Here is a 13,640-nt window from a genome sequence, read left to right on the forward strand (position 1 = left end):
ACCCCTTTTATGCATATTAATGCTTCACAACAATGGCCACCAGGCCATTTTTGTGTTTATGACCTAACCCAATTTTTTCGACCGTAGGGAGAAAAAAATTGCTGGTAGGTCAAACGCACAGAATGCCAAATTTGTGCGACGCAAGGAGCAGACAAATTTGTTGCATTCCACTGCGCAATAACCTAAAACATCTTGTATGCTTCAGCTCGAACGCTGATAAATTGGTGAACGAGACTGTGCTATATACCTCTAAACCATAACCCCATTGTTGCGACCGCAGGGAAGCAAGAATGGATGGTAGGTCAAACGCACAGAATGCCTAACTTATGTCTCTTTTCATCTCTTCAAGATAAAGTCTGGAAACTTTTTTCACCAGTGGATTTTCAGCTGATGTGTATTCCTTCTCGTCTATGTACCTAATGGGCAGCACGTCATTAGAGGTTCCTGTAATGAAAGCTGCGTCAAATTGTTCAAGTTCATCCTTTAAAACGGTCCTCTTCTCAACCTTGATACCGCTTTTTTCACACACATCTACTACCTTGTCTCTGGTAACTCCAAGAAGAACATCCGAATCAGGGGAAGTTACAAGAGTGTCTTCCCTGACGAAGAATATGTTTGACTTGCTTCCTTCACTAACAGTATCGTCATCGTTTATGAGGATAGCCTCAAAGGATTTAGTACTGTCTATTACCTTCTGAACCTCTTCCTTAAAATTCTTCACAAACAGCTTTACATTCGGATTATCTCTGTGCATTTTAACTGTAACGGTTTTTACTCCGTCCCTGAACTGTCCGGAAGATGGATAGTGGCTTTCCACAAAATAGAACAGTACTGTGTCTTCCTCTGAATGGCTGTATGAAACCCTTATGTTACAGTTTCTAAGCTCATTTGAATCTATAAGAAGCTTTACGGACTCCCCGAACTTTTCAAAATCAAGCGCCCGTCCCAGTCTGCTTAGCTCTATGCTTTTGTTCATTCTGCAAAAGTGTTCAAAAAGGAATACAGGACGACCTTCAACCACTCTGATTACCTCGTAAATTGCATTTTCCTTTTGGATAAGTTCCTGCAGCTGTTTTTTTGAAACAATTTTTCCGTTTGCCACATTGTTTTCTGATACAATATTAATCATGCGATTCTTCCTTCCAGAATAAATTTATTTCCTCCGCGGCCTGCTGTGGGCTTCCCATCTTTTTAAAATGTCTCCAGTGCTCAGGAAACAAGCTTAAGTACGTTGACTGGCACAGTCTGGAATCTATCAGAAGAACAATTCCCCTGTCTTCCTCTGTGCGGATGACTCTGCCGGCAGACTGCAGTATCTTGTTAAACCCCGGATACTTGTATGCGAAATCATATCCGGAATCAAATTTCTTGTCGAAAAATTCCTTTATGATGTTCCTTTCAAAGGATATTTGCGGTATACCTGTTCCTATTATAACCGCACCAATTAATTTTTCAAGGGGCAAATCCACACCTTCTGAAAAAATTCCCCCGACTACAGTGAAAAGAACAACACCGGTTGTATTTTTAAACCTATTTACAATTTCACCCTGCTCTTCCTCGTCAATTCCCTGGCTCTGGACTATGATGTCTTCCATGGGATACATGCTTAAGTACACATCAACTACCTTGTCCATGAAGCTGTAGGACGGGAAAAACACCATGTAGTTTCCATCCCTGCCTCGTATGGCAGCGTTGATGTAGCGGCATGAAGCTTCTATGTTGGAGTCCCTGACAGCATACTTCATGGATATGTCCCTTGTTATCATGAGATTGAGATTCTCGTTGCGAAAGGGCGATTTGATTCTCAGGATGTAGTCATCGTCGCTGCCCCCCAGGATATATCTGAAATATTTCAGCGGTGTCAGCGTAGCGGAAAAGAATATGCAGGACCACGCATTTTTTTCTATTTCCTTCAAGATATCCGAAGGGTTTGTAAGAAAAAGCTTTACAACCGTGCTTCGAGCTGGGAAATCCGCATAGTAGCAGAAGTTGTCATCGGCGATTTCTGATATCTTAATGAAAAAGATGCTTTTAAAGTACACGTCCATCAGTTCGTCGGGAACAGCATCGTTCTTTCTGTCGTTGATGTACTTCTCTGCATGGGCTGTGAACCTACGCAGGGAATTTACAAGCTCTGAGGGTTCCTCCCCAAGAACGGAAGCTTCCTCGTTGCAGATTTTCTTTATTTCTATGAACTTCTTGTTTATGTTCTGAAGAAGACTGCTGATTTTTTTGTCCCGCTCCTTCATTATCTTTGACGCCTGGTGGAACTCTTCCTTCACCAGTTCCGGAGAAAACATGCTTCTGGTTCTGTCCTCAAGGTTGTGCGCCTCGTCCACCAGAAGTATGTCGTTGGAGTTCTTGAACACATCATCTCTCTGAAGGGAAACCCTGGGGTCGAAGTAATAGTTGTAGTCGCATATGACGGCGTCTGACATGTAGCTTAAGTCCAGACTCAGCTCAAAGGGGCAAAGCTGGTTATGTCTTGCCAGGTTCTCTATGTAATCCCGGTCGTACATGCAACTATTTTTTAAAGATTCCCGCAGTGGAACACCCAGCCTGTCAAAGTACCCTTTTGCATAGGGACAGTATTCCGGGTCGCATTCCGTCTTTTCCATGAAGCATATTTTTTCCTTGGCTGTTATGACGGTGGTGCGAAGCTTAAGGCCTTTGCCAATCAGCATTTTTATTGTGTCGAAGGCTATGGTCTTTGTAGAAGACTTGGCAGTAAGGTAAAATATCTTTGAATTCTTTTTTACATTCATGGATTTAATGGCAGGAAACAATGCAGAAATAGTCTTTCCGACACCGGTTGGAGCCTGAACAAAAAGTTTTTTGCCTTCTTTTATTGTTCTGAAAACCGCCACAGAAAAGTTTCTCTGGCCCTGCCTGTATTCAGGAAACGGAAAATCAAGTTCTTCAATGGATTGTTCTCTTTCCTTCTTTAGATTTATTATTGTTTCGGCCCAATCCAGGTACATGGAAAGCAAACCATGAAAAAAATCTTCAAGTTCCTTAAGGCTATGCTTCCGCTTGAATGTCTTGGTCTTTTCGCTGTCCAGGTTGAAGTATCGAAGCTGAACTCCAATTTCACCCATATTGTTCTCCAGTGCGTACATGTAGGCGTAGCACCTGGCCTGTGCCACGTGTGCCAGGCTGTAATCCTCGTTGATTTTATCCAGATCCGTGTAGGTTGACTTTATTTCGTCAATTGTCACATCGCTACCGTCCTTTATGACTCCGTCAGCTCTTCCTTCCACAAAAAATAAAATATCACCGGCAGTGAAGCTGTTCTTCAGGTAGTATTCCTTCTCATAATTTTCTCCCATTGAAGTCTGCAGCATCTTGTGAGCCCGTATTCCTTCCAGAGCCCTGTCGGGGCTCAGATTCTTTACGTTTATGTCGCCACTCTTATATACAAACTCAACCAACTCTCTCACCGAAAGCTTTATGTTATCCATTGTTTCTCCGTTCCGCAAAAAAATAAACACCTTCGTGTCTATTATATCAAATGAATCGCTGGATTGAAATGCTTATTTTATATACTGTATGCATGTAACCCTGTTGCCGTCGATGGAAAACTTGTCTGAAAGTCCCTCCACCAGCATCAGGCCTCTTCCTGATTCTGAAAAGTCAAATTCACCTTTGTTCTTATGGGTATAGGCTATTCCATCCCCTTCGTCGGATACTTCAATCGTAATGCAATTTTTGTTAATACACACCTTTATGTTCACCAGCTTTTTGAAATCTTCATTATTTCCGTGCATTACGCCGTTTATGATCAACTCGTATAAAATTATCTTTGTGTTGAAAAAGACATTTTCATTAATCACGTCCCTGATGTTAAGAAGGATGTCCTCCACAATGTATTTGACTCCGCTTAAATCGCTATGGACTTTTTTTTCAAGTCTGTAATCCATTTCTATTCCTCCCGTTGCTAATAATATACCCTGAAAATTAGGCTTTAATCAACTAAGAGCATTTATTGCGGAAAGATGATTATACTTCTTCTGTTTTGATGATGCTTTCAAACAAATTCCACACTTCTTCGACACCTGCTTTAGAAGAAGATGAAAAAGGTATTATAAGGGATTTGTCTTTTATGTCCAAAGTCTTCCTGATGAGCTCCACGCTTTTAATCTGCTGAGATCTTGAAAGCTTGTCGGATTTTGCAGCTATTACATAACCTGTGTAACCGCAGCCTTTTATCCAGCTGTACATCTGAATATCGTTCTGGTTTGGCTCATGCCTTATATCCACTAGCAGAAAAACTTCCCTTATCTGATCCCTGCTGCTCAGATATGTGTCTATCATTGAACCCCATTTGTCCTTTTCGCTTTTTGAAACCTTGGCATAGCCGTATCCCGGCAAATCCACAAGATTCAACTCGTCGTTTACGTTGTAGAAGTTTATGGTCTGCGTCTTACCAGGCTGTGAGCTGGTTCTTGCAAGGCTTTTTCTGTTCACCAGGGCGTTTATCATGGATGATTTGCCCACGTTGGATTTGCCTGCAAATGCAATTTCAGGAACGGTGGTTTCCGGATACTGAGCCTTCTTTACAGCCGTAATGAGCAACTCTGCTTTTCTAATTATCATATGTAATCCTTTCTTTTAATTAAGAATTAAGAGTTAATAATTAAGAATTAAATGTTGGATTTGTGCCGAGGCACAAATCCTTCAATTAATTTTTCATTCTTAATTCTTAATTGCTTCTTCATTGCTTCTCAGTGCTTCTCTGACCACGTCCTCAATCCTGTCCGCAAAGACAATTTCCATGGAACGGATAATTTTGTGGTCTATTTTCGAAACATCAGACTTGTTTTTGGAGCACAGCACAACTTTTTTAATGCCTGCTCTCTTTGCCGCCAGGAGCTTTTCCTTGAGACCGCCTATGGGAAGCACCCTTCCGGTTATGGTGATTTCGCCTGTCATAGCCACATCGCTTCTCACCGGCTTCTTTGTCAGTGCCGAAATTATGGCTGTTGCCATTGTTATTCCCGCTGACGGTCCGTCCTTGGGAATAGCTCCTTCCGGAACATGGACGTGGATGTCCGTCTCCTTGAACACTGTATAGTCTATGCCGAATTTATCAGCGTTGGACTTGATAAAGCTCAGTGCAGCCATGGCAGATTCCTTCATGACATCCCCCAGCTGTCCCGTAAGCTGAAGCTTGCCGTCGCCTTTCATGGTGTTGACCTCCACGAACAGTGTCTCTCCTCCGACCTGCGTCCATGCCAGACCAGTAACCACACCAACCTGGTCTTCCTTGTAAGCAATGTCGTAATCGTACTTGGGTATTCCCAGGAAGTTTTTGAGATTGGCATTATTCACTGAAACGGTCTTCTTCTTTTTCTCCGCAATTTGAACCGCTGCTTTTCTTACTATTTTTCCTATGTTTCTTTCAAGGTTTCTCACCCCTGACTCCCGGGTGTACCTTTCAATTATTTCATTTATGGCATTTGCCGATATCTTTATTTGTCTGTCCTTTAGTCCATGCTCTGCAACCTGCTTCTTCACCAGGTATTTTTCTGCAATATGATTTTTTTCCACATCTGTATATCCAGATATTTCGATTACTTCCATCCTGTCAAGAAGCGGTCCGGGAATTGTGGCAGTGCTGTTTGCTGTGGTTATGAACATAACGTGCTCCAGGTTAAATGGAGCCTCGATGTAATGGTCGGTGAATGTGCTGTTCTGTTCAGGATCGAGAGCCTCCAGCAAAGCAGATGCCGGGTCTCCCTTGAAGTCCCCTGACAGCTTGTCGATTTCGTCAAGAAGAAATACAGGGTTATTTACCTTCACCTTTGCTATGGATGATATTATTCTTCCCGGAATGGCACCGATATATGTCCTTCTGTGTCCTCTTATTTCAGCTTCATCCCTCAAGCCGCCCAGTGATATCCTCACGTACTTGCGGTTCATGGCCCTGGCAATGGACTTGGCTATGGATGTCTTTCCCACACCCGGAGGTCCCACAAAGCAAAGTATGGGTCCCTTCATATCCTTGTTGATGTGTTTAACGGCAAGATACTCAAGTATTCTTTCCTTAACTTCCTCCAGCCCGAAGTGGTCTTCGGAAAGCACTTTCCTTGCCTTTTTAAGGTCTGTGTTGTCCTTGGTGCTTTTATTCCATGGCAGGTCAAGTAGCCAGTCCACATACGTCCTTATGACGCCTGCATCCGGAGATGAAGGCGATATTTTCAGAAGTCTGTTAATTTCTTTTTCAGCCTTCTCCCTTACTTCCTTGGGCATACGGGCTTCTTCGATTTTTTTAAGGTATTCTTCCACCTCAAACTCGGCGCCTTCATCTTCGCCCAGTTCCTTTTGTATTGCCCTTAACTGTTCCTTCAGGTAGTAATCCCGTTGAAATTCGCTGACCTGCTTCTTAACAAGTTCGCTTATTTCATTTTCAATCTGAAGAACCTTTATTTCCTTGGCAAGGAATGAATTGATGGATTCAAGTCTGCTGTAAGGGTCGAACAGCTCAAGCAGCGACTGCTTCTGATCCGGTCTTAAGTAAATGTATGAAGACATGACATCAGCAAGCTTGTCAGGATTGTTTATTTCCTTAAGGGTAAGTATGGCCTCAGGCGCAATTTTGGGGTACACAAGGGAATATTCTTCGAAATTGTCCAGTGTGAGCCTTACCATTGCTTCCATGCTGTCATCCCACGGCAGATTGTTTAAGTAGATGTATTCATTCAGAACAACTTCAAAAAACGGGTCTTCCTGAGTTATGGAAACGATCCTGGCTCTGCTTATTCCTTCCACCAGCACCCTTATGTTGTCTCCGGGCATTTTAATCATCTGCTTTATTTTGCAGATAACACCAACCTCATAGAAATCATCTTCCTTTGGGGAATCTATGTCTGCTTCCTTTTGCACAGTCAGGAAAATGTCGGAGTCCTCAAGCATGGCCTCTTCCAAAGCATTGATTGACTTTTCCCTGCCAATGTCAAAATGAATCACCGTATCCGGAAAAATGCCTATTCCCCTAATGGGTATCAAAGGCAGTCTTCTGTTTTCTGTACTGTAATTTTCAATCATCGTTTCTCCTTATTAAAAACTGCCTGCGAAGGCAGGCAGTTTTATGAAGCATTTTCTTTATTATCAGATAGAGGCTTTTTCGTTAAAACTAATTTAGGCTCGCTTTTGTTTACAATCGTGTCTCTTGTGATGACGCATTTCTTTATGTCACTTCTGGACGGTATTTCATACATGACATCTGTCATGGTGCTTTCAAGTATACCGCGGAGACCTCTTGCACCTGTATTAATTTCCAAAGCTTTGTCTGCAATTTCTTCTAAGGCTTCTTTTTCAATTTCAAGCTCCACGTTGTCCATCTTGAACAATTCCTTGTACTGTTTGACCAACGCATTTTTGGGTTCCGTCAAAATTGAAATCAAAGCTTTCTTGTCTAATTTGTCCAAGGCAACAACAACAGGAAGCCTTCCGATAAATTCCGGTATGAGTCCGAACTTCAAAAGGTCCTGTGACTGCACCTGCTTTAAAAGCTTATCCGTGTCAATTGCCGTGTTTCCCGAAATATCTGCTCCGAAACCGATACTCTTCCTGCCTATTCTTTTCTGGACGATTTTTTCTATTCCGTCAAAGGCACCGCCAAGTATGAACAGTATATTCGTAGTGTCGATCTGGATGAATTCCTGGTGCGGATGCTTTCTTCCTCCCTGAGGGGGCACGTTGGCCACAGTGCCTTCAAGAATTTTAAGAAGTGCCTGCTGCACGCCTTCTCCGCTTACATCCCTTGTTATGGAAGGATTTTCGGAACGTCTTGAAATCTTGTCGATTTCATCAATATAAATAATGCCTTTTTCTGCTCTTTCCACTTCGAAATCCGAAGCTTGCAGAAGTTTCAGCAATATGTTTTCAACATCCTCACCAACATATCCTGCTTCCGTCAATGAAGTGGCATCTGCGATTGCAAACGGCACATTCAACAGTTTTGCAAGAGTTTGAGCCAGATATGTCTTTCCGCTGCCGGTAGGCCCCAGAAGGAGTATGTTGCTTTTTTGTATGTCAACTCCGTCATCCTTGCCCTTGTAGTTGATCCTTTTGTAGTGATTGTACACCGCAACCGCCAGCGCTTTTTTAGCCTGATCCTGCTGGATTACATATTCATCGAGCTTCTCCTTTATTTCCTTTGGCTTGGGAAGCTCGGTAAAATCATATTCCTCGAACAAATCCACGTCCTCGTCCACGATGTTGTGGCACAATTCGATGCATTCGTCGCAAATATAAACATCAGGACCTGCTATGAGCCTTCTGACCTGTTCCTGCGATTTTCCACAAAACGAGCACTTAATTTGTTTATCATTGACTTTGCTCATTAAAACACTCCTTATTTTCTTTTGGCAATAATATCATCTATTATGCCATAGGCTTTTGCTTCCTCCGCTGTCATGAAGTTGTCTCTGTCAGTGTCATTTTCAACCTTTGATAAAGGCTGGCCTGTTCTCTCGCTGATGATATCGTTTAATGTATCTCTTATTTTCAGTATTCTGTCAGCATGAATCTTGATGTCTGACGCCTGGCCTTTCATGCCTCCCAGCGGCTGGTGAATCATTATTTCCGAATTGGGAAGTGCAAATCTTTTTCCCTTTGCTCCGGAAAGAAGCAAAAATGCTCCCATACTTGCAGCCATACCTATACAGATTGTTGACACGTCAGGTTTGATGTACTGCATAGTATCGTAAATTGCCATGCCTGCCGTTATGGATCCCCCAGGCGAGTTTATATACAGCTGAATGTCCTTATCGGGATCTTCCGATTCCAGAAACAACAGCTGAGCAACTACTACGCTTGCCGTAACATCGTTGACTTCATCGCTCAATATTATTATTCTGTCCTTTAACAGCCTTGAATATATATCATATGATCTTTCTCCTCTGCCGGTTTGTTCAACCACATATGGAATTAATGCCATTTCGTTTCCTCCTATTTATTATATTTAACTGTTACTATTATTGTACTTATTTAGCTTAATATAACCTTAAATTATTTTTCTTCTTCTGCAGCAGCTTCCTGTACCTTCGGTTCAACGAACACAGCACCTGCAACAAGCATATCTATAACCTTTCTTTTTTGAAGGGTTTCTTCGATATATGCTCTGCTTGATTCAAGAATGCTCTGTTTGAAAGCTTCGAGTCTGTCTGCTTCAACCTGGTATGATTCAGCTACCTTTGCAACTTCTTCGGCAGTTTCTTCTTCAGTTACCTTAATTTCTTCCTTCTTGATAATGGCTTCAAGAACAAGTTCAGCTTTCACGTTGAATTCAGCCTGGCTTCTTGCGCCTTCCTTGTACTGATCAACAAAATTTTTGATTATGTCATCATATTCCTTGCCTGCAAATCCCTGCTGACGGAACTGCTGCTCGTAGTTTCTTCCCAGGTAATCTATTTCTCTGGTGATGAGCACTTCAGGAACATCAACCTTTGATTCATTAACGATCTTTGTTATTACATTGTTGTCGTTGGCAATTTTCGCCTGGTCTGCAGCTTTCTTTTCAAGATTTGATTTTGTGTCGGCCTTCAGTTCTTCCAGTGTGTCAAATTCGCTTATGTCCTTTGCGAATTCATCATCTATGGCAGGAAGCTCCTTTGTCTTGATTTCATGAATTTTTACCTTGAATATGGCTGCCTTGCCCTTCAGTTCCTCTGAATGATATTCTTCGGGGAAAGTAACATTTATTTCAGCTTCTTCATCCTTGTTCTTTCCGATAAGCTGCTCTTCAAAACCCGGAATAAATGTGTTTGAGCCTATTTCAAGAGATTGGTTTTCTGCTGTGCCGCCTTCAAACTGCTCTTCACCCACAAATCCTGCATAGTCAATTGTCAGGAAGTCTCCGTTTTGAACAGCCCTGTCTGAAACTTCAACTATCCTTGCATTCTTTTCCTGGATTGCTTTAAGTTCTCTTTCTACGTCTTCGTCTGTAACTTTTATTTCCGTTTTTTCAACTTCAATTCCCTTGTATTCGCAAAGCTCTACTTCAGGCATTACTTCAACTTCTGCAGAAATTACTATGTCCTGGCCTTCTTCGAACTTTTCCACATTCACCTTGGGGCTGTCGATAACGTCAAGATTGTGCTCGGCAACAGCCTTTGGATATTCTTCCTGAACTGCGAAGTCCAATGCATCATCATAAAAAATGCTCTTGCCATATTTTTTCTCGATAATATGCCTTGGAGCTTTGCCCTTTCTGAAACCTTGAACGTTGATGCTATTCTTAATTTTTAGATAAGCTTTATTTACAGCATTTTCGAATTCCTCAGGTGATACGGTAAATTCCAGTGTTACTACATTTTTTTCCTTCTTAAGTATTTTGCTCATATTTCCTCCTAGATAAATATTTTATGTTAAACAGTCAATATTGTTTCATTTTAATGAATTTCATAATTAACCATTATATTATACCACAACACTTATGAAAAGCAATAATTTATTGCTGTTTTTTGAATAATTTAGTACTTTTTATATAATAAAGAAAGTTTTCTTTCTAGCGGAGTTGCAGAGCAACTTTTTTATATTCATAAACAGAACACTTCATTACAAGATTTTGTCCGCTCAGGAAAATTTGTGTCTTGTGCTTTACAAAAATCATTCCTGATTTTTCCATGACCCTTCCGGAAGCTGCGTTTCTCACATCATGCATTGCCCGTACCGTTTCAAATCCTACGTCGTCTGCCAGAAAACTCAGCACCCTCATTAAAACCTCAGTGGCAATCCCCTGATTCCATCTTTTTTGAGCCACCGTGTATCCTATTTCACAGTATTTTTTCCTGTCCTTCACGCTTGATACCGAAATTGAACCTATAACCTCAAGGTTTTTTTTATCAATAATAGCCCAGTGGTAGTAGCTTGGTTTCTTATAGCCTGCGATCCATTCCTCCACATACTCCCTGGTTGTATTTTCATTATCGTGGACGTTCCACGCGTTGTACCTGGCGGATTCCTGGTCGCTTGACCAGTTTTGGAATATCTGGTGAACATCATCAAGCCGAAATTTTCTCAGGAAGAACCTTTCCGTTTCCAGGTCCAGGGTTCCCAGGTGTTTTAAATTGTCCCCTTTAAGCATCTTTATCTCCAGAACCTAAATCATTAAATTATTTGTCAACATATGTTAATTATACAATTTTATGTACAAATTGCATAGTATTTTTTAAAATAACAGCATACTCTTTCCTATTATTCCCTTAACAGAAGCTTCGAAACAACTTTTTTAAGTCGAAATTTATTAATTGTACTTTAAGATATTTGATGTATAATAAATATGAAGCATTAAATTCGACATATTCTTAGATAATAGATGGAGGGACAATGGACAATTACATGGAAAGCAACATAAAAGACAATTACAGCAACGATGTAAAAAACAACACCGAAAAAAGAGACAAAAAATTCATACCGACCATTGAATCCGTACTTAAGAAAAAACCCATACAGATGCCAAAGGAAATATACGACGCCAGCGGAATCAACATTTTTGGAAAGAGAATCAAGTCGCTGATATTTTCCACCGACCTGGCTATAGTCAAAAATCACAATGCAGACGGCGTGATTGCCGTTTATCCATTTACTCCTCAGATTGCAATAAATCAGGCCATCATTGAGCTTTCAAGCGCTCCGGTGTTTGTAGGCGTGGGCGGAGGAATAACCTCGGGTCAAAGATCCCTGGACATCGCAATAAATGCAGAGCTTACAGGAGCTTACGGCGTAGTTATGAATGCTCCCACCAAAAATGAGCTCATATCGGAAATGAAGAAACGCTTAGACATCCCCATCATCATAACAATCGTTTCAGAAAAGGAAGACTTCGAATCCAGGGTAAAAGCAGGAGCCGCTATATTTAACGTATCCGGAGGCATAAACACGCCGAAAATTGTAAGGCTTATCAGGGAAAGGCATCCCAATTTTCCAATAATAGCAACCGGAGGTCCGAAGCCTGAGCACATATCTGAAACCATAGCTGCAGGTGCCAACACCATAACGTTCACGCCGCCCACAACAGGTGAGTTGTTCTCGGAAATCATGGACAACTACAGGGATAAGCTGTTTTAAGACGCATATAAAAAATACGGGAAATCCCGTATTTTTTTTACCTGCTTGGTCTTCACCACCGCAAAACCAGCATATCTAATCCATGTTCTTCAGTATATCCCTGTTTTGTTCAATGATGTTGTTTATTTCTCTTATTTTTTCCTGGAGCTTGGACAATATTTCATCGCTGTAATTGAAAGCGCCTATTTTCATTTCGGTTGCCTTTCTTTCAGCTTCCTGCAGTATCTGGTCAGCGAACTTTTTAGCCTGCCTTGTCACTTCGTTTTCTTCTACCAGCATTCTTTGCTCTTCTTTAACTTTTTCAATGAGCTCGTCCGCTTCTGCCTGTGCTTCGTTTAAAATGCGCTGGCGTTCCTTTGCAACCCATGATGCCCTGTTTATCTCATCAGGCAGCTTCAGTCTGATTTCATTGATCACTTCCAGAATTTCATCCTTGTCTATCATAACCTTGTTTGACAGCGGAAACTTGGAAGCTTCTTCGATTATGTCTTCAATTCTCTCCAATAAGTTTAATATATCCATGACTTACCTCCCTAATTTTTTTCTGAGCGGTTCCACAACATTTTCCGGAACCAGATCTTTAAATTTCTCGTCGTATCTTGCAATTTCCTTGACACCGCTTGAACTTATGAACGAATATTCAGGCGAAGCCACCATAAACAAAGTTTCCAGATCTTCATTCAAAAATTTATTATAAGATGACAATCCCAGTTCATATTCGTAATCCGACACTGCCCTTAACCCTCTTATAACCACCTTTATCCCGTTTTTCCTGCAGTACTGAGCCACCATTTCATCAGAGCTTTCCACTGTCACATTCTTTAAATCCTTTACAGCTCCCCTAACATAATCAACTCTTTCCTCACAGGTGAACATGTATTTTTTTGCAGAGTTGTTGAAAACTGTCACAACAACCTGGTCAAACATATCAGAACACCTTTTTATCAAGTCCAGATGGCCGCATGTGATGGGGTCAAAGCTGCCTGCGTACAATACCTTCATTTATTCCTCCGAGCATTTCAAGATGCTTATTCTGGTCCTGCCATAAATTTTTTCTTTATATTTCAACATGTCTTCCATGTCATCCATCACTGTTTCACATTTATCCGTTTCGATTATCAAAATCCCGCCCGGATTTAAGATGTTATGTTCGAAAACTAACCTTGCAATGTTTGTGCCGCAGTTCAAATTGTACGGCGGGTCTGCAAATATGTAATCGAATTTTTCTCCGCCTGAAGCCAAATTCCTGATTGTTTTTTCGTAATCGCCCAGCACTGTCCTTGCTCTGTCTGTAAAACTGCAAAGTTCAAGATTCTTTTTTACAAATCCAAGACTTTTGTTGGATGAATCAACAAAGATGCACTGTTTCGCTCCCCTTGCCAGGAATTCAATACCTACGTTTCCCGAACCTGCAAACAGGTCAAGAACCCTGGCATCATCAGTGATTGGTCCGATTATGTTGAACAATGCTTCCTTTATTTTGTCGCTGGTGGGTCTGACGCTCATTCCCTCGGGAGCATAAAGCTTCTTTCCCTTGTTGATGCCTGATATGATTCTCATAATAG

The 13,640-nt window shown here is 41.4% G+C and carries 13 protein-coding genes; 1 reads left to right on the forward strand and 12 read right to left on the reverse strand.

Going from position 1 to position 13,640, the window contains the following annotated elements; genetic code table 11:
* Positions 1-319 precede the first annotated feature (319 nt).
* The 9 genes from AAGU76_RS02515 to AAGU76_RS02555 form a co-directional block, all read right to left on the reverse strand.
* The gene (locus tag AAGU76_RS02515; RefSeq protein WP_342483862.1) at positions 320-1,129 is read right to left on the reverse strand and encodes an aminotransferase class IV; all 810 of its coding nucleotides are present in this window, start codon (positions 1,127-1,129) and stop codon (positions 320-322) included.
* A complete protein-coding gene (locus AAGU76_RS02520) occupies positions 1,122-3,461 on the reverse strand; it encodes a helicase C-terminal domain-containing protein (protein ID WP_342483863.1) in 2,340 nt (779 codons plus the stop codon). The genes AAGU76_RS02515 and AAGU76_RS02520 overlap by 8 nt, the downstream gene beginning before the upstream one ends.
* 72 nt (positions 3,462-3,533) lie before the next feature.
* A complete protein-coding gene (locus tag AAGU76_RS02525; protein WP_342483864.1) occupies positions 3,534-3,920 on the reverse strand; it encodes an ATP-binding protein in 387 nt (128 codons plus the stop codon).
* Positions 3,921-3,999: 79 nt separating this feature from the next.
* Entirely contained in the window at positions 4,000-4,596 is a 597-nt protein-coding gene (yihA, locus tag AAGU76_RS02530; protein ID WP_342483865.1) for a ribosome biogenesis GTP-binding protein YihA/YsxC, read from the reverse strand.
* Between the two features lie 99 nt (positions 4,597-4,695).
* The gene (lon, locus tag AAGU76_RS02535) at positions 4,696-7,047 is read right to left on the reverse strand and encodes an endopeptidase La (RefSeq protein WP_342483866.1); all 2,352 of its coding nucleotides are present in this window, start codon (positions 7,045-7,047) and stop codon (positions 4,696-4,698) included.
* A gap of 41 nt (positions 7,048-7,088) precedes the next feature.
* Positions 7,089-8,348: an ATP-dependent protease ATP-binding subunit ClpX gene (gene clpX, locus AAGU76_RS02540; RefSeq protein ID WP_342483867.1), complete on the reverse strand. Its 1,260-nt coding sequence runs from the start codon at positions 8,346-8,348 to the stop codon at positions 7,089-7,091.
* An 11-nt stretch (positions 8,349-8,359) separates the two neighbouring features.
* Positions 8,360-8,944: an ATP-dependent Clp endopeptidase proteolytic subunit ClpP gene (clpP, locus tag AAGU76_RS02545; RefSeq protein ID WP_342483868.1), complete on the reverse strand. Its 585-nt coding sequence runs from the start codon at positions 8,942-8,944 to the stop codon at positions 8,360-8,362.
* 71 nt (positions 8,945-9,015) lie between these two features.
* Positions 9,016-10,347: a trigger factor gene (gene tig, locus AAGU76_RS02550; RefSeq protein ID WP_342483869.1), complete on the reverse strand. Its 1,332-nt coding sequence runs from the start codon at positions 10,345-10,347 to the stop codon at positions 9,016-9,018.
* A 166-nt stretch (positions 10,348-10,513) separates the two neighbouring features.
* Positions 10,514-11,092 carry a GNAT family N-acetyltransferase gene (locus tag AAGU76_RS02555; RefSeq protein WP_342483870.1) on the reverse strand — a complete coding sequence of 193 codons (579 nt, stop codon included), beginning with the start codon at positions 11,090-11,092 and terminating at the stop codon, positions 10,514-10,516.
* A gap of 242 nt (positions 11,093-11,334) precedes the next feature.
* Between AAGU76_RS02555 and AAGU76_RS02560 the strand changes: the two genes are divergently transcribed.
* On the forward strand, positions 11,335-12,075 hold the full coding sequence (locus AAGU76_RS02560; RefSeq protein WP_342483871.1) for a hydrolase: 741 nt from the start codon (positions 11,335-11,337) through the stop codon (positions 12,073-12,075).
* A 75-nt stretch (positions 12,076-12,150) separates the two neighbouring features.
* On the opposite strand, the gene AAGU76_RS02565 is transcribed toward AAGU76_RS02560, so the two are convergent.
* Genes AAGU76_RS02565 through rsmD form a run of 3 tightly spaced genes read right to left on the reverse strand, consistent with a single transcriptional unit; the run spans position 12,151 to position 13,635 of the window.
* Positions 12,151-12,597 (reverse strand): ATPase, encoded by a 447-nt coding sequence (locus AAGU76_RS02565; protein ID WP_342483872.1) that lies wholly within the window; start codon positions 12,595-12,597, stop codon positions 12,151-12,153.
* Between the two features lie 3 nt (positions 12,598-12,600).
* Entirely contained in the window at positions 12,601-13,077 is a 477-nt protein-coding gene (gene coaD, locus AAGU76_RS02570) for a pantetheine-phosphate adenylyltransferase (RefSeq protein WP_342483873.1), read from the reverse strand.
* Positions 13,078-13,635, reverse strand: a complete 558-nt coding sequence (gene rsmD / locus AAGU76_RS02575; RefSeq protein ID WP_342483874.1) for a 16S rRNA (guanine(966)-N(2))-methyltransferase RsmD — start codon at positions 13,633-13,635, stop codon at positions 13,078-13,080.
* Positions 13,636-13,640 lie beyond the last annotated feature (5 nt).

Source organism: Sedimentibacter sp. (assembly GCF_038562225.1).
GTDB lineage: Bacteria > Bacillota > Clostridia > Tissierellales > Sedimentibacteraceae > Sedimentibacter.